Genomic DNA, 19,388 nt, shown 5'->3' on the forward strand with positions numbered 1-19,388 from the left:
GTCTGAGGTGTGAATAAAAATCAGGCTCTACTTCAGATAAAGCGTTAACTTAACGGAATTGGTGTCGGGATTGGGGTTGACAAAACGGGCCTGAGGAAAACCATCTCTATCTCGATCAAGAATTGTACGCTTTTGAAATATCTTTTATTTACAGATAGTTATTGTTTTGTTTTGCACACTGTCCCGAACTTATCCATGAGGTTTTACACAGAATATGTGAGCAAAACGGATCAGGTTATCAACCGCATCGAAAAGGCTTGTGGATTGTGAATACTTTAGTGCATAACATGTATGCATGAAGACAATTCGACTCGGGTCTGTAGAGTAATTCACAGGGTATGGAACTTTGGTATCGAGCATCCCGTTTTGGTTCCGGCAGCGAGGACTTGGCTGCCTGGTTGCGGTAAACTGTCGTCATATTTAGTCATGGAGAGTTGCCGGGATGCGGCTGAAGAGACGACTACAAATACTGTGTCTGCTGCTGATCCCCTTTCTGGTGACAGCGTGTCTGTCGCCCCCTTCATCCCCTATCAAGCTGGGCACAAACCTCTGGCCCGGTTATGAGCCGCTTTATCTTGCACGTGAACGGGGCTATCTGTCGGGAGATGACGTTGCGTTGGTTGAGCTCCTGTCGGCCAGTGAGGTCATGCGTGCCTACCGCAACGGTGCCATTGACGCGGCAGCGCTGACACTGGATGAAGTGATTAGTCTGCGTGAAGCTGGCCTGAAGCCAGTGATTGTACAGGTGGCGGATATATCCAACGGGGCTGATGTCATTCTGGCGCGTCCAGGTTTTAAGCAGATACAAGACCTGAGTGGCAAGCGTGTCGGGGTAGAGGCGACGGCACTGGGTGCCTACATGCTGTCACGTGCGCTTGCATTGCATGGGATGAGCGCCACGGATGTAGAGATTGTTCATCTTGAAGTTAACGAACACCATGAAGCTTGGCTCAAAGGCCAGGTGGATGCGGTGGTGACGTTTGAACCCGTTCGTCAACAGTTGTTGGCGCAGGGGGCGGTCATACTGTTTGACTCTTCAATGATTCCAGGAGAAGTGGTGGATTTGCTGGTAGTGCGTGAGTCACTGCTGAAATCCCACCGCAGGCAGATCCATCATCTTATAGATGCCTGGCATCGGGCGCTGGAATATCTGCACCAGTCGCCAGAGGCGGCGGCCGAGGTGATGACGGCCCGTATTGGCGGTTCGGCCGCTGAAGTACTCAGAAGCCTGCAACAACTGGAACAGCCGGGCCCGAAACGCTCCTCAGTCCTGATGAGCGGCAAGCCTTCTGAGCTGCAAAAGCAGGCAGAAGCGCTGGCAAGGCTGATGCTTGAGCAGGGACTGATGCAACAGTTGCCTGACCTGTCAGGGCTGGTCTACGCGGATTATCCGAGCTATGAAACTGATCACTGAGTTGCCGCTGCGGCGTATCATTCCTATCACCATCGTGCTGTTTGCACTTCTGATGCTGGTACTGGCCTTCGGTCTGATCAAACCCTATCTGGGCCAGCTTCTGCATCAGAACATGGAAGACAGCCTGCGCTATACACTCAATCGATTGCAGGGTACGACCGAGTACATGCTAGGTCACGGTGATCTGGAAGGTGTAAAACGCGAAGTCGCTGCCAGCAGCGCACATCGTGAAGTCAAATACCTGTTAGTGACCGATCCTCAGGGACAGGTGATTGCCTCCAGTCGCCTTGCTCAAGTGGGTCGGCCACTGAGCAGCCTTGGACTGCATTTTGCCCCTGAACTGATCGCTCAAGCGACAACCTCTCGGCAACCGATCTATCAGCACCAGAATGCGGGTGAAAATACCCTGTATGGCCTGATGCCCTACATTTACTTTGATCGGAACGCTTCTCTGCAGGATAGCTGGGGGTTGGTGCTGGTTGAGCTGGATCTTGAGCGTTCCATGGCGCCCTTGTTGCACCGGCTGGACCGGCTCTTTGTGTGGGTAGCACTGGCGGTGGTGCTGCTGGCGACCCTGGCATGGATATTGATTGAGCGAGCGGTGAGTCGGCGCCTGCTGTTGATCACCAATACGGCGGCGGCACTGGCTGCCGATGAGCTGGGGCAGCGTACGGGCCTCAAGGGGCGCGATGAGTTGAGCCTGATCGGACAGGCCATTGACAAGATGGCGGCGCGACTTGAACAAAGCCGGGGGCAATTGCTGCAGGCCAATCGACAGATGGAAAATATCCTGCGTTTTATCCCCTCCATGGTGTACATCAAGGACCCCAAGGGGTTCTACCGCATGGTCAACGAACGGTTTATCGAAACCCTTGGAAAACCTGACGAGAATGGCTCAACCGTGTTTGATCTGGTTCCCGAACCCTGGGCAGGAGAGGTTGCAAAGCGTGATCGCGAGGTGATGCAAACAGGCAAGGCAATGCAGTTTCAGGCGAACTTGCCGGTAAAAGGGGAGATGCACAACTGGTTCATGGTCAAGTTTCCCCTGGTGGGGGAAGATGGCATGCCCTATGCCTTATGCACTGTTGCCACCGATGTGACTGAGCAGGAGCGCAACGAGAATCTGGCGCGTATCGCCCAGCGCATTTTTGAACACTCGGCTGAAGGGATCATGATTACCGATGCTGAAAACCGCATTGTGGACGTGAACCAGTCGTTGCTTGATATGACCGGTTACGGTCGCGAGGAGCTGCTGGGGCAGCTTCCATCAGTTCAGAAATCCGAGCATCAGGACGCGGCATTCTACGCCCGCATGTGGCAGGACATTCAGCGCAATGGCAAATGGAACGGTGAACTGTGGAACCGCAGAGCTGACAAAACGGTTTATCCAGTGCGCCTGTCAATCAGCACCATACTCAATCGCAAGGGTGAGCTGGATGGTTACTTTGGCATTTTTCAGGACATCACTGAAGAGAAAAACGTAGAGCGCAACCTGCATCATCTCGCCTACCACGATACGCTGACCGGCCTCTACAATCGCACTGAGTTCATGCGCCGAGTGTCAGAAGCACTTCGTCGGGGTAAGCGTTACGATGAACCTTTCGGTTTATTGTTCATCGACTTGGACCTGTTTAAGGAAGTCAACGATAGCCATGGCCATGCCGTGGGAGACCAGCTGCTGTGTCAGGTGGCCGAGCGGCTCAAGGGTTGCCTGCGGGAGTCGGACAGTGCCTTCCGTCTTGGGGGGGACGAGTTCACTGTACTGCTGCCGCAGCCGGAAGGGGATGACAGCCTGGCTGCGGTCGCCAACAAACTGATTGATCAGCTGAAAACCCCATTCAAAGTCGAAGGGCATGCTGTGCGCATCGGCTCCAGTATCGGCATCGTCAGTTATCCGCGTGATGGCGAGGATCAGGACACTCTGGTAGGCCATGCCGATGCCGCCATGTACTTTGCCAAAGAGCAGGGTCGAGGGCGCTATGCGTTCTTCGATCCACAAATCAATGCTCGTAACCAGCGCAATATACGCATCAAAACTGGGTTGAACGAAGCGCTTGAGCGTGACGAGCTGTATCTGGTCTATCAGCCCAAGGTACTGCCTGGCGGCGCAGTCTGCGGCTACGAGGCATTGATGCGCTGGCACAGCCATGAGTTGGGGCTGGTATCGCCGGCTGAGTTCATTCCCATTGCCGAAGCCAGCCAGGCGCTGGAGTCGATGACGGTCTGGCTGTTGCATCAGGTGGGGCGAGACCTGCAACAAACGCCGCTGAAAGGCCTGCAGGTCGCTATCAACCTGTCGCCACGCCAGTTCCAGAGTGGCAGCTGGGTGGATGCACTGCGTGAGGTTTTGGAAGAGTACCACCTTGGGCCAGAGCAGTTCTGTATCGAAGTGACGGAGAGCGCGCTGGTGGAAAGCTTCAACACCACTGTGGCGCAGCTCTCCGAGGTGCAGGCACTCGGTGTTGAAGTGGCGATTGATGACTTTGGCACCGGTTACTCATCACTGGAGTACCTCAAGCGTTTGCCCATTGACTACCTCAAGATTGATCGCTCTTTCGTGCGTGACATTAGTACCGATGCTGATGACAGGATTATTGTGCAAACCATCATCCTGCTGGCCCACTCGTTGGGGTTGAAGGTGGTGGCCGAAGGGGTTGAAACACCTGAACAGGCGGAATTCCTTGGGCAGCAGGCCTGCGATGAGCTACAGGGCTATCTGTTTGCTCCACCGCGAAGGCTTGAAGAACTGGGCGATACAGCCGTAAAAAGGCAGTGAATTCGGTAACTTGCAAAATAATTTGGCCTTCGCGCTTGACACTTCGGCGCAGGACTGTAAAATCTGCGCCCATCCTTTGGAGGGATGGCTGAGTGGTCGAAAGCACCGGTCTTGAAAACCGACGGGTCGAGAGGCCCCCAGGGTTCGAATCCCTGTCCCTCCGCCATTAAGGATGATGATTTGGACAGTTCCTCGATAGCTCAGTTGGTAGAGCAGTAGACTGTTAATCTATTGGTCGCTGGTTCGAGTCCAGCTCGAGGAGCCAAATCATGATGACCTTGCCTGTCTGGCATGGTCACTGCAAAGAGCGGGTCGTTAGCTCAGTTGGTAGAGCAGTTGGCTTTTAACCAATTGGTCATAGGTTCAAGTCCTATACGACCCACCACTCTTCGCTGCCGGAGGGTCGTTAGCTCAGTTGGTAGAGCAGTTGGCTTTTAACCAATTGGTCATAGGTTCAAGTCCTATACGACCCACCATTTCCGGATTCCTTCCTGATCCAAGCCATCGTTTTTCCTGCCAAAGCCGTTATCATGTTCAGAGCGTGATTGGCATATGCCTTTGCATGTCTAATTTTGTTGTGCTGTTCACATCATAGTGGCTGTTTTATCCGCTAACGGCTCCATAACCACAGGGTTGCCTGGTGTGAATAAGAGGCTGTGGCATCAATAATGGATTTTATGAAGCCCTTTCAACTTCATTTTGCTGTGCTCATAACAATGGCTCTGTGCCTGTTGACGATCCAGGTCAGGGCGGAGCCTGAGCACTCTCCGGTCAGTATCGGTATTGTTGCTGACAATGCACCCTATTCAAGCCTTGGGCCCGGCGGTCTACGTGGTTTCTCCATTGATATCCTCGAAGAGTTGAGTCGCACCAGTGGTGTTGAGTTTGAGTATCGCGTCGGGAGTTGGTCGGAAATCTATGGCGCCTTTTTGCGTGGTGAACTGGATGCGGTAGATGAGATTTCATGGCGCGAAGACCGAGCTGACAAAATGTTGTTCACTCGGCCTTACCATCTGCGCCATACCGTTATCATGCATGATGAAAATCGACCGCTGCCCGCCATCGAGGCGCTGTCCGACCTGAAGGGATATCGGATTGGCACTCTGACTGATATTTATTACGCAGGCATCTTGAAAGAGTCCGGTCTGGAGGTTGTGGAATATGGCTTGCAGCCGGATCTGGTGCGTGCATTGGCCTTTGGCTGGGTTGATGCAATTATCGGCCCGGAGGTGACATTACGCTACATGGCTCGCCAGCAGGGGTTTGTGAATATCGAGCCCTTGGCTGCAGCACCCTTGGGTGGGCAGGAAACGGAAGATTTCAGAATTGCCGTTCACCTGGATCAGCCCCAGCTGTACCAGAGGCTTGATGAAGGACTGGCGGCCATCGACCCGCACTGGATTGAAGCCTTGCGCGAACGCTGGCAGGAGTTCGGCGGCAAGGCTTTGGATGACAAGGCCTTGAAGCTTACACCGGCTCAGCAGCTGACAGTGCGTCAACAGGCCCCTCTGAGAGTGGGGCTTATGAGCGATTACGCGCCACTGAGTTTTGAGGACGGTGGGCGCGTACAGGGACTCTCGGTGGACATCCTGACACGCGTGATGGATTTGACCGGCTTGCAGGCAACGCCTGTGGTTGATCAATGGAGCGTCCTGATTGAATTGTTTCAACAAGGTGAAATAGATGTCATCGCGAATATCTCCGATCTGAAAGAACGCAGAAGCTTCACGCGTTTCACACAACCTTACCACCACGTGCCTATCGTGGTTTTTACCCGCAAGCCTGGCTTCCGCCTGAACTCGCCCGATGATTTCCGTGGTCAGAAAGTCGCCATCAGTACCGGCATCTTCTACGAACGCAAGGTACGTGATCTGGCGTCTGAAGGGGTCATTAGCTTTGACAATCAGGCCTCCATGTTCCGGGCTTTGGCCTCCGGCACGGTGGATCTGGTACTGGCTGCCCTTCCAAACGGCAATCATTGGGTACGTGAATTGGGCCTTACAGATGTCCGCATCGCCGGTGAGCTGAGCCTGCCCGATGTGAGTGGCGAGGATCTGCGCTTCGGCTTGCGTCCCGAGCTTGAGCCACTGGTTCCGATCATCGATGCGGCCCTTGCCGCCATTACGCCAACGGAAATGCGAACTATCGAGAACCGCTGGTTGGGTGCACAGCTTGAGACCAACTCGGCGTTTACGGGGCTAAGTGCTGCAGAACAGGATTTTCTTGAAACACGCAGCAACAGTCTCAGCTACTGCATTCATCCTGACTGGATGCCGCTTGAGGGGCTGGATAGCAGAGGCCTGCATCAGGGGCTTTCGGCCACACTGCTGGATATCTTCAGCCACCGCTCAGGGGTGACCTTTAACTTGCGTCCGACCCGGCATTGGAGGGATTCTCTCGCAGCGTTGAAGGAGGGGAAATGTGATCTGGTGCCGCTAATTGGGCGATCAGAGGGGCAGTCTGAAGGGCTTGTCCTCACTTCTGCATTTTACACATTGCCAAGCATTGTACTTGGTCGCATTGAGGCGCCCTTTATCAGCAGTCTGAGTGATATTGACCAGCACCCGATTGCAATTGTGCGTGATTCACCATTGTTGTCAGAGCTGCGTCGAAGCTACCCGGGTCTGAACCTGATAGAAGTAGACAATGAAACAGAGGGGGTTCAAGGGCTGCAACGTGGGGAGTGGTATGGTTACATCAGCACATTGGCCACGGCCAGTCAGAAGCTGCAGGACCTTGGGCTGGCTGATATTCGTGTTATTGGCCGTGTCCCCATGGACCTTGAGCTGGCCCTGGCGACCTCGGCGGCTGATCAACATCTTGGTACGCTGATGCAAAAGCTGGTATCAAGCCTGAGCAGTGAAGACCTGCATCGAATGGACAGTGAGTGGCGTACCGTCAGGCTCCAGCAGAGGGTGGATTACTCCCTGTTGTGGCAGATTCTGTCGGTAACAGCCATTGTTCTGTTTATGCTGTTTTACTGGAATCGCAAGCTGGGTGCCCTCAACCGGGAGCTGGCAGCTGCCAACGAACGACTTGCTGTTACAAGTACAACGGATGAGCTGACCGGCCTCGGAAATCGAACCAGTTTTGAGCAACACTATGAAGCCTGTTACCAGGTATGTCAGCGCAACGGCTTGTCGTTTATGGTGGCCATGGTGGATGCCGATCACTTCAAACAGGTCAATGACCGGTTTGGACATGCAGTGGGAGACGAGTGCCTGCGTGCAATCAGCCGTACCATGCGTGAACACTTCCGGCGCGAAACCGATTATCTGATTCGTTTTGGCGGGGAAGAGTTCGTTATTTTTGCAGTGGCCAATTCGCCTGCTGATGCCGCTGAGCGGCTGGAAACACTCAGGCGCGGTATTGAGCAACTGCGAGTGCCAACCTCTGATGGTCAGGAGGTTCGTGTGAGTGTCAGTATCGGTTATTGCCGACTGGTGCCTGAAATAGGGCAGCGCTCTGAACAGTGGCTGCGCATGGCAGACCGAGCGGTTTACGAAGCCAAGCGCAAGGGACGCAATCGTGTTGTTGATGCGGGAAAGGATGTTGTCTAGAGCGGGCGCGGTGCGGGTCTTGGGCTTTGGTCAAACCGGGCTTGCGTGACTAAGCTTCGATTCAAACAGCCTTTCACGAAAGCCCCCTCCCGTGCAATCAGGAGGGGGCTGAGGTGTTTAATTGCTGGTGGCAGTACCCTGCATTTTTTGTTTAAGCTCCAATGCCAGGTGACGCAAATGTTCTAATGCTTCTGCCGCGTCCGGATGATCACGCTCGACCTTTTTGCTCCAAGCCTGGTCCATACCTGATGTCGCTTGCTGAATCTCCTTCATTAGTGGATCGTTGGCATCGACAAAATGTATATTCACACCTTCTTTCTTTGCCATTTCAATACCTTCTCGGTCAGACTGATCCCAGGCCTTACCGGCCATGGCTGACAGGCGTGCCCCGGATACTGACATGATTGCTTCACGATCTTCAGGGCTCAGGCTATCCATGAAATCTTCATTGGCAATGATTGCAAAGCTGCCCAGATAAAGTCCTCCGGGCAGCAGTGTCAGGTGGGACGATACTTCGGCCAAGCGAAAATCACGTTGACTGGCTGCCGGCATGAATACACCGTCCACGATGCCCTGTTGCATCATCTCGTACACCTTGGGGCCAGGTGCCGCAACTGGCGTGATCCCCAGGCGCTTGCCCAACTCCTGTTGAACACCACCGCCAAGGCGGATTTTGGCACCTTTTAGATCACTCATCGAGTTGATCGGCTTGCGGCTGTGGATCTGGCCCGGGCCATGAGTAAACAGTCCCATCAGGACAAGCCCCTGGTGTTCAGGTGAGTCTGAAAAATAGCGGTTATAGGTCTCCCAATAGGCTTGTGACGCCAGTTCAGCGTTGACACCCAGGCCGGGCAGCTCAACCATTTCTGACAGTTGGAATCGACCGGGAACATAGCCGTGAAAACTCCATGCGGCGTCCGCCACACCATCTTCCACCATTGAAAAATAGGTGCTTTGATCTCCCAGATTATACTCTAGCTTTACCTTGACCCGGCCTTCCGTTGCCTCCTCAACCCAACTCGCCCATGTCGGCAGAACTACACTGTTCTGAACATGGCCAGGAGGACCCGCGGTTGCAAAGTGAAGTGTGACCGGTTCTGCCATGACTGGCAGGCAGATGAAACAGGCAAGCAGTGCAATCTTGGTGCGTTTGAATGTCAGCATAGGTGCATCCTTTTTATTGTTATCTCGTGATGAAATTGCTGGAATCAGGCGATACATTGGCTCAATGGAATGTTGATATCCTCCGCTTTTGGGATGTCGATTTGGGTTTCTGTCATGATCATTTTCTTGGCTTGCAAAAAGTCCGCCGGTCGATTGATTGCATCGCATGCAACCAGTCGGCCCTGTTTGAGATAAAGCCAGCTGCGCGCCTGAGTATCCTGACCACGCGCGATCAGCTGGTCGTAATCCGGATTCAGACCTGCAATTTGCAGGCGTGCTTCGTACTGCGTTGACCAGAACCAGGGAACAGCTGGCTCGGGTATTGGTTGCCCGGCCAGCTGTGCCAGGATGGTCTGAGCGTGGGCGCTGGTGTTTTGAACCGACTCCAACCGCAGGTTACGGTTGTAAAGGGGGCTGAACTGAACAGCACAGTCACCGCCAGCATGAATGGCGGGGTCAGAGGTGCGACAGCATTGATCGATCACAATGCCGTTGTCACATTCAAGGCCTGCCTGCTGCGCAAGTGAAACCTCCGGGACTACCCCGATTCCCACTACAACCTGATCCGCGGCCAACACTTCCCCATTTGTCAGACGTACCGCCTCAATTGCTTGCTGGCCCATAAAGTTCTCCACACCGACACCCGTGCGGATATCAACGCCATGATTCTGATGCAGCTGCATGAAACACTCGGACACCTCAGGAGCTACCACGCGTCCAAGAGTTCGCTTGCCGGCTTCCAGAACCGTCACGGCCATGCTGTTTTGACGTGCGGCAGCCGCTATTTCCAACCCGATAAAGCCGCCACCGATCACGGCCAGGCGTTTACCGGGCTGCAGTGCACCGCGCAGCTGTCTGGCGTCAGACAGTGTCTTGAGATAATGAATACCTGCCAGCTCATGACCGGGGATATCCAGCCGACGCGGCGTTGTCCCTGTAGCCAGAACCAGTTGGTCGTATGGTACGAGATGGCCGTTGGCCACCACGGTTTTCTGCTGTCGATCAATTTCACTGACTCGGGTATTGAGTTGACAGGTGAAGCGCGGGTCGTCCCAGACGTGTTGTGCAACCAGTGCCAGTCCCTCCTCTGTCAGTTCACCCTTGAGGTACTCCTTGGACAGGACCGGGCGGTTGCAGGGCAGCGAGTCTTCTGCGCTGAGCAGTGTCACTCGACCGTCAAAACCCTGCCTGTACAGCCCCGTAATCAAGGCGGCAGCCAGATGCCCACCGCCCACAATAACCAGATGTTGCATACCGACTCTCCCGAAAGTTAAGGCTCAACATTCAGCCGGCACAATGCGCAGGCTAAGACCATCCATCTCTTGGCTCAGGCGCAGTTGGCAGCTCAGGCGTGAGCCTGATGTACGCTCATCCAGTGCGTCCAGCAGTGCCTCTTCTTCCGGTTGGGCTGTACCCAGCAAGGGTTGCCAGTCGCTCTCCAGTACGATGTGACAGGTACCGCAGGCACAGCAGCCGCCACAGATGCCTTCAACGCCCGAGGATTGATCCCGCAGCAGTTCCATCAGGCTGCTGCCGGGATCGGCTTGCAACCGCTGCTGATGGCCGTTGGCATCGATAACATGGATTTGGATGCTCATGTTTACACCTCTACCGCTGTATTGATGGCAGGCTGTGAATGAACTGCCCCTGGTGCGGAGTGCTGACTGCGTTCAGCCTCGGCACGGCGCTTGAGGTAACGACGCATGGCTACGCTGGCAATATCGGACTTTACTGAAATTTCAAAGAACTCATCTTCAGGTGACATATTGCTGAGCAGTTCTTCCATTGCTTCCAATCCCACAATGTCTTCATGGAAGGCAGCCATTAGTTGTTGGTGCATGAAGTCGGTGATGCTGTCGTCCTCGGGGGCAAAATTGCGCCCATGAACAACGAAGTAATGGGTAGAAGTCGCGGTCTCGGGCGTGGGAATATGGGCCGTCTTGATACGGGTATCGGGTCGCTCAGACTCAGGCAAGGCGATGTCATAAAATTGAGCATGTACGATATGCAGTGCCGGTGACACGAAATCTGACGTGGTGATCCGTGCCGCATCCCGTCCTCCAAGACCGGTGGGCTTGGCCCAAACCGGTGGCAACCGTGTGGGTACCACGTAGCGCTTGAGGATAAAACGATCTTCGCTGATTTCGGTATCAAACTCGGCGGCGGCATAGTCGGGTGTACCGAAGGTGTTGGCATGCAGGAAGCTCAGATGGGTCAGATCAAGCAGGTTTTCATGCAGGTATACGTAGCTGGCCTTAAGAGGCATGTAGTCGCAGGAGGTGATCCAACCCTGGTCCAGCATCGGCATGGCGGGAATCTGTTTCGGATCAGCTTGATCAGGCTCACCCATCCAGATCCAGACAACGGGCCCTTGCTCGACAAGTGGATAGCTGCGGATCGATATGCCGGCGCAGTTGCACTGTGATGGCACCTCGACACAGCTGCCGCTGGCATCATAGCGCAGACCATGATATCCACAGACAATGGTGTCACCTTCAAGACTGCTGCGTGATAGAGGGAAGGAGCGATGGCCGCAACGGTTATCCAGCGCCACGGGCTCGCCGTTTTCCTGACGGTACAAAACCAGCTGACGACCCAGAATGGTGCGAGCCTTAAGTTCCCGCCCAATCTCATGACCAAGGGCGGCCACATACCACTCGTTGAAGATGAACGGGGTTTGTCGATTGGCCAGTGTCTTGCCAGCGGCCTGAGCTGCTCGCTGTACTTTGGTAAGAGCCATAAGGCATCCCTCCGAGTTTTTATTCTTGTTTAAACGTGGTTTCAGACTACTCGGGCGGGGAGGGCCCGGCACTCACAGGATCTTGTGAGCTGTACTCGAAATTGTGGCAACTGCATGTAATACTCGGATCAAGGTGTCCGCCAGAGATACCATGCATAACAAGAACAGGGCCCTGGAGGTCTGACAATGAACCCGACAACCGTACAACACAGCCTGGCTAGCCTTGTGGGTGAGATTGGCCGTCAGGGATTTGAACACCGCCTGATGCAGTGCATGCATGAACTGACCGGTGCCGACCATTGTGTTCTGATCAGTTATGATGCCAGCCGTACAGCGCCCATAACGCTGTTTTCATCTGGAGCCATCGATCAGCCACTGGCACAGGAATGCCGCCGCCTGTACGACGAGGTCTATTACGAGCGCGACCCGAACCGGGCCTTACTGGATGCCGGTGCACATGAACCCTCAACACAACTTCTCACGCTACGCCCGGAAGAGTTGAGTGACCCGGAGTATCGTCGTACCCTGATTGAGCGCTGTGGCATCCGTGAAAAACTGGCGTTTATAGGCCATGGCCGCGAGCAAGCTTATTGCCTGAACCTGTACCGGCTCAAATCGCGCCAGCGTAAAGGTCTACTGATGGGAGCTCTACAGGACAACACGGCACTGATAGCCGCCACACTGGAGCGTCATATCAGTCTTTCGACGGAGGCCCAGGTTAGGTTTGATCTGCCGTGGGTGAGAGCACGGCTGTCGCGCAGCTGCGGTGATCGCCTAACCCAGAGAGAGATGGATGTGGCCTGCAGAATAGTGTTGGGCTATAGCTCTGAAGCCATTGGACTGGATTTGGGCGTGAGCGTAAATACAGTGCTCTCACACCGCAAGAACCTCTATGAAAAGCTGGGTATTGGAACGCAGAATCAACTGTTTGCCATTGTGACCGAAGGTCGCTGTGCTTGGGTATGAGCTTGCCTGGTACACGATGTAATCACAGTCTGTTTTAGCTGGGTTTACACGCCTGATGTGTGTTTGAAGTGTAGGCGTATTTTGGCTCACTTATACTCAACCGCGACGACCTCCAGCCAGAGTTCATCCTGATCAACCCGCTCGATGGTCACGTCATCGCCCACCTGTTTCTTGAGCAGCTGCCGTGCCAGTGGTGCATCAATGCTGATATAACCTTTGGCCGGGTCGATTTCATCTGCGCCGACAATACGGTAGCGACGCGTGTTGTCATCCTCATCGGCCAACGTGACCCAGGCGCCGAAGAAAATTCGGCTGGTGTCGTCAGGGGCGCGATCCACCACCTTGATGTGTTCCAGCCGCTTCGACAGGTAGCGGACGCGACGGTCGATCTCGCGCAGCTGTTTCTTGCCGTAGATGTATTCAGCGTTTTCGGAACGGTCACCCTGGGCCGCAGCCTCTTTTACGGCCTGTGTAACCTCGGGGCGTTTGACCTTCCACAAGTATTTCAGCTCGTTATTGAGACGCTCGTAGCCCTCCAGCGTGATGTAGGGCGAGCTTTTGGGTTGTGCCGGACGCCAGCGTGCCATGTTTTTTCCCTGATATTGAAGAAAAGGTAAAGGATTACAGTCGCTTGCCGATAATACCAGCTCAGGCGGAGGCATGATGCAGACAGATCCTATCCAGACACGAATTGAGAACTATACGGCCTCACTGCCACAGGCAGTGCAGTCGCCCAATGGTGCCCAGTTTGCGTTTCTGCTCAGTCTGATTGCATCCAACCAGGAAATCTATCGCCCGCAGGCACCGGTTCAGCCCGGCAGCGGCTTCGAGCTGCCCCCGGCAGCGCCGTTGAGCTATCCCGATCTGAATGAGCTGCACACGCCGGAAGTGGTGTCGCGGCTTAATCATTCCATCAATGATCATATTCCCGGCGACTACGCCTATCTGGTGAGCCGACTGGACACTCAGGCCCGGACACCCCGTGCGCAGGCACTGCGGTCAGACCGTTTTGAGCAAGTCGCCCTGTATGCCGCCAGTGAACTGGCCGGTACCATCGAGACCGCACGCCATACCTTGACCGCAACGGCCTGACAGGCCAAGCGCAATATGTTTTCCTAGTCGGTTTGTGTCTGCAAGGATCATAACCCATGTCGGAAAAATCACAGTCGCGGGCCATGCTGCTTGGACTCAGTGCCGTTTTGCTCTGGTCCACGGTAGCAACGGCATTCAAGCTCTCGTTACAGGTCATGACGCCGTTGCAGCTGCTGGCCTGGTCCGGCCTGTTCTCCACATTGGTACTGGCAGCCTGCGTAAGCTGGCAGAAGCGCTGGCGTGAGTTGCTGCAGCAGTGGCGCAAGCGTTCCGGTCTCTATCTGCTGCTGGGGACACTGAATCCGGCACTGTACTATCTGGTGCTGTTTAAGGCCTATGATCTATTGCCGGCGCAACAAGCTCAGGCCCTGAACTACACCTGGGCGCTGACCCTGTCACTGCTGGCTGTGCCGCTACTGAAGCAGAAGCTGCAGCGTTTAGATCTGCTGGCCATGACACTGGGATACTTTGGCGCACTGGTGATCGCGACCCGAGGGCAGCTGTTGGCACTTCAGTTTGACAGTACGCTCGGAGTGGCGCTGGCATTGGGCAGCACTCTGATCTGGGCACTGTACTGGATTCTCAATGCGCGGGCCGAGAGTTCTCCTGCGGTCAGCTTGTTGCTCTGCTTTCTCTGCGGAACGCCGCTGGTATGGGGCTTGATGCTGTGGCAAGGCGAAGTGCAGTGGCCCGGCACTCAGGGCATTCTCGGGGCGCTTTGGGTCGGGGTGTTCGAGATGGGGCTGACGTTCATGCTCTGGCTGGGCGCACTGCGTGCCGCGACTCATGTCAGCCGTGTGTCCAACCTGATATTCCTGTCGCCCTTTCTGTCGCTGGTGTTTATCTACTTGCTGTTACACGAGCCTATTGCCCCGGCAACCTTCATTGGCCTGGGGCTGATCGTTACGGCAGTGGTGGTGCAGCAGCGCGCCCGGCGTTCAGAGCCAGCGCCAACGCCGGAACAGGATTAACAGGCCGCCGACCAGCAGGCCCAGCAACAGCAGGAAAATCAGGAAGGCATAATCGTTATCAGCACCTGGAATACCGCCCACGTTGATCCCCAGCAACCCGGTGAGAAAGCCCAGAGGCAGGAAGACGGCTGAGATGATCGACAGTACGTACATGCGCTGGTTGAGCTGTTCGCCCTGCTGGCTGGCCAGCTCTTCCTGTGCCATGGCGGCACGCTCACGAATGATGTCCAGATCCTCTATGTGGCGCAGCAGCTGATCACTGATTTCACGCAGTTCCAGCTTCATTTCAGTGGTAAACCAGCTCAGGCGTTCGCTGAGCATCTGGTTGAAGGCGTCCCGCTGAGGTGCAAAGTAACGCCGCAGGGTAACGGTCTGGCGGCGCAGACTGCGCACGGCCTGGCGCATCTCGCTGCCGGGTTGGGTCAGCAGGTCCAGCTCAAGGTCTGACAGTTGCTCTTCAAGTTCTTCAACCGTCACTCCCATCCGCTCCACCAGCAGTTCGCTGAGGCGAATGACCAACTCGGCGCTGCTGCGAGGGCCCTCCCCCTGCTCGAACAGCGCCAGCAGCTTAGCGACGGACATCAAACGGCGTTTGCGGGTTGATACCACCAGTCGCGCCCCGACGCAGAGGCGAATCGAAACCATATCTTCGGGATCGGCCCCCGGGTTGGTATTTACACCGCGCAGCGCGAGCAGAAGGTGTTCATCCAGAATGGCGGCGCGGGGGCGGGTGTTTTCGGCCAGCAGGGCGTCGATGGCCAGCTCCGGCAGGCCACTGTCCTGTTCCAGCCACTGGCGCGTGGAGTCGAGGGTGTAGTCCAGATGTAACCAGAGAATGCCATCTTCTGGTTGCCAACGTTCCAGCTCCTCGGAGGAAAGAGAACGGGCGCCGCCCTGTCCATCGAGGATCAGTGCGTGCAGTGTTTCGCGGGCGGGTGTCATGGCTGTTTTCCTGTCAGTCGGTGCGCCAGGTAATTTTGTTTATTTCACCCCCTTCGATTTTCCACCATTCGTCCGGGTCGTCACCATCCTGCCATCCAGAAACGATGCAACGAACCTGGGTGTCCAGTGCTGCGGCGACTTCATGGGCACAGTCAACGTCACGTATCCAGGGGGTGGCATCGGAGCGGAACCAGACGCTGATCCAGGCTTTGCCAACCGCCTTTTCATGGATCATGACCGGAATGCGCTGACCGCTGAAAATGGCTGTGAGTGAGTGCGTGCCGCCGACACTGTTGTGTGATTCAACATTGTCGGCCCGATCGCGCAGCCACTGCAGTATCTGTTCCAGGGAACGGTTCTTGATATAGATCTCAATGTCAGGGTGGCGGATCTCGGTGCTGCTCATCGTCGTCGTCCAGAATGTGCCAGATGCGCAGAACGCTCAGGCTTAGGTAACCAATAAGGGCGAGTATGCTGCCAGCGATGGTTAGGATCAAGCCGGCCAGTGCCAGCAATTCTGCCTTGAGCCCTGGTGGCAGGCTGTATTGGGCCATGCTGATGCCACCGACGCCACAAAAGAACAGCCCGGCTCCACTGAGCAGCAGGCGCAGGTTGCCTCGGGGGTTCTGTGCCTGCTGGCGAAGCCAGTCCTTGAGTCGGCTCATCGCTTGCGTAACAGGCTCAGTCTGAAATCGGCCTGTTCGGTCAGGGCGGAGCAGGCGGCAATGCGCTCACGGGCGGCGCTGTTCAGGCGCTGGCCGTGTGGTGTCATCGCCAGCAGGTCCTGCACCGCCTCGGCGTTGTCGAGCCTGAACTCGAACGCCAGCCTTTCCAGTGCGACGGGCTCGAACTGTTGCGCCAGTGCCTGCTCAGGGCTGAAGCCCGAACTGTCACGTACCTGTTCATAGATCAAACCGCGCAGAGCACGCAGGTGCTCAGGGCCGGGGTAGACCACCAACATGAGACCACCCGGTTTGAGAACACGAGCGGTGGGTTCAGGCAGCAGGCGGCCGAAGATCAGACTGGCCATGTCGACCGATTCATCGGCCAGCGGGATATCCGCGCCAGTGGCGACCATCCAGAGAATATCGGGGTTGCGTCGGCTGGCGGTGCGTACCGCCGGTTTGGAAATATCCAGCCCGGCCACGTTCAGTTTCAACTGGCGCTGCAGCTGATCGGTGTACCAGCCCTCGCCACAACCAAGATCCAGAAGGTTTCCGGCCTGAGTTGTCTGCACATAAGGCTGCAGCAGATCAATAATGGCCTGTGCCAGCGGTGCATAGTGCCCCGCCTGCAGGAAGCGCTGTCGTGCCTGCACCATGTCGGCACTGTCGCCCGGCTCCTTGCTGCGTTTGCGCTGCGGCAGCAGCAAGTTCCAGTACCCCTGACGGGCGCGGTCAAAGCTGTGGTTGTGTTCACAGCCAAGCCGTTGCTCCTGCTGTTGCAGGGGCGACTTGCATACCGGACAGATCAGCGCAAATGTACTCATGCCTGAACCAGCAGCCGAGCCAGAATGTTTTCGTACAGGTGCGACAGATCATCCAGGTCGCTGGCGCGTACACGCTCGTTGATCTTGTGGATGGTGGCGTTGCAGGGCCCCAACTCCAGTACCTGAGCCCCGGTGGGTGCAATAAAACGACCATCAGAGGTGCCGCCGGAGGTGGACAGCTCGGTTTCGTAACCCATTACAGAGCGGATTGACTCCCGTGCCGCATCCACCAGACTGCCGGCCGCCGTCAGGAAGGGATTGCCGGACAGAATCCAGTCGATATCCCACTCAAGGCCATGCCGGTCGAGGATCTCGCGCACACGCACCTTCAGTTCATCGGCGGTCACTTCAGTTGAGAAGCGGAAGTTGAAAGCAATATCCACATGGCCGGGAACCACGTTGGTGGCACCGGTGCCGGCATTGATATTTGAGATCTGGAAACTGGTGGGCGGGAAGAATTCATTGCCTTCGTCCCAAACGGTGGCCGCCAGTTCAGCCAATGCCGGAGCGGCTTCGTGGATCGGATTGCGCACAAGATGCGGGTAGGCCACATGGCCCTGAATGCCACGTACCTTCAACGTGCCGCTGAGTGAGCCGCGGCGACCGTTTTTGATCACATCACCCACTTTTTCCGTGCTGGAAGGCTCGCCGACGATGCACCAGTCGATCTTCTCGTTGCGTGCTTCCAGATGGTCGATCACGCGGGTGGTACCGTTAATGAAGGGGCCTTCTTCGTCGCTGGTGATCAGCAGGGCGATGGAGCCCTGATGGTCCGGGTGGTTGGCGAGAAAACGTTCGACAGCGGTGACGAAGGCGGCAATGCTGCCTTTCATATCGGCAGCGCCGCGACCGCAAAGATAGCCTTCTTCGATACAGGGCTCGAAGGGCGGGAACTGCCACTGCTCTTCGGGGCCGGAGGGCACTACATCGGTGTGACCAGCGAAGCAGAACAATGGACCGGAGTCGCCACGGCGCGCCCAGAGGTTGGTCACCTCTTCAAACGGCAGGCGCTCGATGCGGAAACCGAGCTTTTCCAGTCGGCTGATCATCAGTTCCTGACAGCCATCATCCTCGGGGGTGACGGAGCGGCGGCTGATCAGCTCCATGGCCAGATCCAGCGTAGGGGAGGTCGAAGTCATGTTGAATCCTGCGGCTTGAAAACAATAAAACCCCGTACACCATCGGGTGAACGGGGTCGGTCAGCGCTGTTACGCTCAGTTGTGCTTGTGCAGCTCGGCGTTCAGCTCGATGGCGCTCTTGTTGGTTTTCACCTCGATGCGACCATTCTGCGAGTTGCGGCGGAACAGCAGGTCCGGGGTGCCGGCCAGTTCGCCAGCCTTGACTACGCCCACTTCCTGGTTGTGCTCGTCCAGAAGGGTGACCTTGGAACCACCGGTAACGTACAGGCCCGCTTCAATGGTGCAACGATCACCCAGCGGCAGGCCGAGACCGGCGTTGGCGCCCAGCAGGCAGTTCTCACCCACAGAGATCACCACGTTGTTGCCACCGGACAGCGTGCCCATGGTGGACGCGCCGCCACCGATATCGGAGCCGTTGCCCACGACAACACCAGCGGAGATACGGCCTTCAACCATGCTCACGCCCAGGGTGCCGGCGTTGAAGTTGATGAAACCTTCATGCATCACGGTGGTGCCTTCGCCCACGTGGGCGCCCAGGCGGATACGTGATGCGTCACCGATGCGAATGCCGGCCGGTACCGCGTAGTTGGCCATTTTCGGGAACTTGTCGACGGAGAATACGTCCAGCACCTTGCCCTGAGCACGAGCCGAGAGCTGACGGCGCGGCAGGTCGTCCAGTGCAACGGCGCCTTCATTGGTCCAGGCCACATTCGGCAGCAGCGGAAACATGCCGCTCAGGTCGATGCCGTGCGGCTTGACCAGACGGTGCGACAACAGCGACAGCTTCAGGTACACCTCGGCGGTGGTCTGCGGCGCAGCGTCGGTTTCCAGGATGCAGAGGACCAGCGGCTGCTGGGTGCCTTCCAGGATCTCAACCACTTCAGCCTGAGCTTCGGCGTCCACGGACAGGAAGGCCGCTTCCAGTGCCTTCAGCTGGGAGGCGTTCAGTTCGATGGTCTGGTTGCCGCCCTCGTAACCCACCTTGTCGGCCACGGCGGCAATCAGCGTGTCATCCGCGTTCAGCAGCGGTGCGTTGTAGTACACCTCCAGCCAGTCGCCGGCAGACGATTTTGTACCTACACCCAAACCAAATGCGAAATTCGCCATTGTTTACTCCGTTGTTCGATTCATCAAA

Annotated in this window: 17 protein-coding genes and 4 tRNA genes; 10 read left to right on the forward strand and 11 right to left on the reverse strand. The window is 56.2% G+C overall.

Annotated elements, in window-relative coordinates:
* Positions 1 to 442: 442 nt before the first annotated feature.
* The 7 genes from ACAM29_RS18495 to ACAM29_RS18525 all read left to right on the forward strand — a co-directional run bounded on the left by ACAM29_RS18495 (position 443) and on the right by ACAM29_RS18525 (position 7,750).
* A complete protein-coding gene (locus ACAM29_RS18495; RefSeq protein WP_369625013.1) occupies positions 443 to 1,414 on the forward strand; it encodes an ABC transporter substrate-binding protein in 972 nt (323 codons plus the stop codon).
* Positions 1,398 to 4,190 (forward strand): EAL domain-containing protein, encoded by a 2,793-nt coding sequence (locus tag ACAM29_RS18500; RefSeq protein WP_369625014.1) that lies wholly within the window; start codon positions 1,398 to 1,400, stop codon positions 4,188 to 4,190. Before ACAM29_RS18495 ends, ACAM29_RS18500 begins: the two co-directional genes overlap by 17 nt.
* A 78-nt stretch (positions 4,191 to 4,268) precedes the next feature.
* Positions 4,269 to 4,356, forward strand: a tRNA-Ser gene (locus ACAM29_RS18505).
* Between the two features lie 23 nt (positions 4,357 to 4,379).
* A tRNA-Asn gene (locus tag ACAM29_RS18510) sits at positions 4,380 to 4,455 on the forward strand.
* A gap of 44 nt (positions 4,456 to 4,499) precedes the next feature.
* A tRNA-Lys gene (locus ACAM29_RS18515) sits at positions 4,500 to 4,575 on the forward strand.
* Between the two features lie 15 nt (positions 4,576 to 4,590).
* Positions 4,591 to 4,666, forward strand: a tRNA-Lys gene (locus ACAM29_RS18520).
* 240 nt (positions 4,667 to 4,906) lie between these two features.
* Positions 4,907 to 7,750: a transporter substrate-binding domain-containing protein gene (locus tag ACAM29_RS18525; RefSeq protein WP_369625015.1), complete on the forward strand. Its 2,844-nt coding sequence runs from the start codon at positions 4,907 to 4,909 to the stop codon at positions 7,748 to 7,750.
* A gap of 117 nt (positions 7,751 to 7,867) precedes the next feature.
* Here ACAM29_RS18525 and ACAM29_RS18530 read toward each other — a convergent pair whose 3' ends face one another.
* The 4 genes from ACAM29_RS18530 to ACAM29_RS18545 are packed head-to-tail and all read right to left on the reverse strand — an operon-like array spanning position 7,868 to position 11,654.
* Entirely contained in the window at positions 7,868 to 8,914 is a 1,047-nt protein-coding gene (locus ACAM29_RS18530; protein WP_369625016.1) for a TRAP transporter substrate-binding protein, read from the reverse strand.
* 44 nt (positions 8,915 to 8,958) lie between these two features.
* Positions 8,959 to 10,167: an NAD(P)/FAD-dependent oxidoreductase gene (locus tag ACAM29_RS18535; RefSeq protein WP_369625017.1), complete on the reverse strand. Its 1,209-nt coding sequence runs from the start codon at positions 10,165 to 10,167 to the stop codon at positions 8,959 to 8,961.
* A gap of 24 nt (positions 10,168 to 10,191) precedes the next feature.
* On the reverse strand, positions 10,192 to 10,512 hold the full coding sequence (locus ACAM29_RS18540; protein WP_354408537.1) for a 2Fe-2S iron-sulfur cluster-binding protein: 321 nt from the start codon (positions 10,510 to 10,512) through the stop codon (positions 10,192 to 10,194).
* 2 nt (positions 10,513 to 10,514) lie between these two features.
* Positions 10,515 to 11,654 (reverse strand): Rieske 2Fe-2S domain-containing protein, encoded by a 1,140-nt coding sequence (locus ACAM29_RS18545; protein ID WP_369625018.1) that lies wholly within the window; start codon positions 11,652 to 11,654, stop codon positions 10,515 to 10,517.
* 186 nt (positions 11,655 to 11,840) lie between these two features.
* Between ACAM29_RS18545 and ACAM29_RS18550 the strand changes: the two genes are divergently transcribed.
* A complete protein-coding gene (locus tag ACAM29_RS18550) occupies positions 11,841 to 12,620 on the forward strand; it encodes a helix-turn-helix transcriptional regulator (protein WP_091827297.1) in 780 nt (259 codons plus the stop codon).
* An 86-nt stretch (positions 12,621 to 12,706) separates the two neighbouring features.
* On the opposite strand, the gene greB is transcribed toward ACAM29_RS18550, so the two are convergent.
* Positions 12,707 to 13,207, reverse strand: coding sequence for a transcription elongation factor GreB (gene greB / locus ACAM29_RS18555; protein WP_369625019.1), 501 nt, complete (start codon positions 13,205 to 13,207; stop codon positions 12,707 to 12,709).
* Between the two features lie 73 nt (positions 13,208 to 13,280).
* Here greB and ACAM29_RS18560 point away from each other — a divergent pair, with 73 nt between their 5' ends.
* Positions 13,281 to 13,712 carry a hypothetical protein gene (locus ACAM29_RS18560; protein WP_369625020.1) on the forward strand — a complete coding sequence of 144 codons (432 nt, stop codon included), beginning with the start codon at positions 13,281 to 13,283 and terminating at the stop codon, positions 13,710 to 13,712.
* Between the two features lie 56 nt (positions 13,713 to 13,768).
* The gene (locus ACAM29_RS18565; RefSeq protein WP_369625021.1) at positions 13,769 to 14,683 is read left to right on the forward strand and encodes a DMT family transporter; all 915 of its coding nucleotides are present in this window, start codon (positions 13,769 to 13,771) and stop codon (positions 14,681 to 14,683) included.
* On the opposite strand, the gene ACAM29_RS18570 is transcribed toward ACAM29_RS18565, so the two are convergent.
* The 6 genes from ACAM29_RS18570 to dapD form a co-directional block, all read right to left on the reverse strand.
* Positions 14,651 to 15,625 (reverse strand): zinc transporter ZntB, encoded by a 975-nt coding sequence (locus ACAM29_RS18570; RefSeq protein WP_369625022.1) that lies wholly within the window; start codon positions 15,623 to 15,625, stop codon positions 14,651 to 14,653. The genes ACAM29_RS18565 and ACAM29_RS18570 overlap by 33 nt on opposite strands.
* Positions 15,626 to 15,638: 13 nt before the next feature.
* Positions 15,639 to 16,031 carry a hypothetical protein gene (locus tag ACAM29_RS18575; protein ID WP_206835940.1) on the reverse strand — a complete coding sequence of 131 codons (393 nt, stop codon included), beginning with the start codon at positions 16,029 to 16,031 and terminating at the stop codon, positions 15,639 to 15,641.
* Positions 16,003 to 16,290 carry a hypothetical protein gene (locus ACAM29_RS18580; RefSeq protein WP_091827303.1) on the reverse strand — a complete coding sequence of 96 codons (288 nt, stop codon included), beginning with the start codon at positions 16,288 to 16,290 and terminating at the stop codon, positions 16,003 to 16,005. The genes ACAM29_RS18575 and ACAM29_RS18580 overlap by 29 nt, the downstream gene beginning before the upstream one ends.
* Complete coding sequence (locus ACAM29_RS18585) at positions 16,287 to 17,114, reverse strand: putative RNA methyltransferase (protein ID WP_369625023.1); 828 nt, start codon at positions 17,112 to 17,114, stop codon at positions 16,287 to 16,289. Before ACAM29_RS18585 ends, ACAM29_RS18580 begins: the two co-directional genes overlap by 4 nt.
* The gene (gene dapE, locus ACAM29_RS18590) at positions 17,111 to 18,253 is read right to left on the reverse strand and encodes a succinyl-diaminopimelate desuccinylase (protein ID WP_369625024.1); all 1,143 of its coding nucleotides are present in this window, start codon (positions 18,251 to 18,253) and stop codon (positions 17,111 to 17,113) included. Before dapE ends, ACAM29_RS18585 begins: the two co-directional genes overlap by 4 nt.
* Positions 18,254 to 18,328: 75 nt before the next feature.
* A complete protein-coding gene (dapD, locus tag ACAM29_RS18595; RefSeq protein WP_091827306.1) occupies positions 18,329 to 19,360 on the reverse strand; it encodes a 2,3,4,5-tetrahydropyridine-2,6-dicarboxylate N-succinyltransferase in 1,032 nt (343 codons plus the stop codon).
* Between the last annotated feature and the right edge of the window lie 28 nt (positions 19,361 to 19,388).

Source organism: Marinobacterium sp. BA1 (genome assembly GCF_041155135.1).
GTDB classification, from domain to species: domain Bacteria; phylum Pseudomonadota; class Gammaproteobacteria; order Pseudomonadales; family Balneatricaceae; genus Marinobacterium; species Marinobacterium iners.

Excerpts from the sequence above, each read along its gene's own strand:
- ACAM29_RS18495 (WP_369625013.1), top strand. The coding sequence starts at position 443 with ATGCGGCTGAAGAGACGACTACAAATACTGTGTCTGCTGCTGATCCCC.
- ACAM29_RS18500 (WP_369625014.1), top strand. The coding sequence starts at position 1,398 with ATGAAACTGATCACTGAGTTGCCGCTGCGGCGTATCATTCCTATCACC.
- ACAM29_RS18525 (WP_369625015.1), top strand. The coding sequence starts at position 4,907 with ATGGCTCTGTGCCTGTTGACGATCCAGGTCAGGGCGGAGCCTGAGCAC.
- ACAM29_RS18530 (WP_369625016.1), bottom strand. The coding sequence starts at position 8,914 with ATGCTGACATTCAAACGCACCAAGATTGCACTGCTTGCCTGTTTCATC.
- ACAM29_RS18535 (WP_369625017.1), bottom strand. The coding sequence starts at position 10,167 with ATGCAACATCTGGTTATTGTGGGCGGTGGGCATCTGGCTGCCGCCTTG.
- ACAM29_RS18540 (WP_354408537.1), bottom strand. The coding sequence starts at position 10,512 with ATGAGCATCCAAATCCATGTTATCGATGCCAACGGCCATCAGCAGCGG.
- ACAM29_RS18545 (WP_369625018.1), bottom strand. The coding sequence starts at position 11,654 with ATGGCTCTTACCAAAGTACAGCGAGCAGCTCAGGCCGCTGGCAAGACA.
- ACAM29_RS18550 (WP_091827297.1), top strand. The coding sequence starts at position 11,841 with ATGAACCCGACAACCGTACAACACAGCCTGGCTAGCCTTGTGGGTGAG.
- greB (WP_369625019.1), bottom strand. The coding sequence starts at position 13,207 with ATGGCACGCTGGCGTCCGGCACAACCCAAAAGCTCGCCCTACATCACG.
- ACAM29_RS18560 (WP_369625020.1), top strand. The coding sequence starts at position 13,281 with ATGATGCAGACAGATCCTATCCAGACACGAATTGAGAACTATACGGCC.
- ACAM29_RS18565 (WP_369625021.1), top strand. The coding sequence starts at position 13,769 with ATGTCGGAAAAATCACAGTCGCGGGCCATGCTGCTTGGACTCAGTGCC.
- ACAM29_RS18570 (WP_369625022.1), bottom strand. The coding sequence starts at position 15,625 with ATGACACCCGCCCGCGAAACACTGCACGCACTGATCCTCGATGGACAG.
- ACAM29_RS18575 (WP_206835940.1), bottom strand. The coding sequence starts at position 16,031 with ATGAGCAGCACCGAGATCCGCCACCCTGACATTGAGATCTATATCAAG.
- ACAM29_RS18580 (WP_091827303.1), bottom strand. The coding sequence starts at position 16,290 with ATGAGCCGACTCAAGGACTGGCTTCGCCAGCAGGCACAGAACCCCCGA.
- ACAM29_RS18585 (WP_369625023.1), bottom strand. The coding sequence starts at position 17,114 with ATGAGTACATTTGCGCTGATCTGTCCGGTATGCAAGTCGCCCCTGCAA.
- dapE (WP_369625024.1), bottom strand. The coding sequence starts at position 18,253 with ATGACTTCGACCTCCCCTACGCTGGATCTGGCCATGGAGCTGATCAGC.
- dapD (WP_091827306.1), bottom strand. The coding sequence starts at position 19,360 with ATGGCGAATTTCGCATTTGGTTTGGGTGTAGGTACAAAATCGTCTGCC.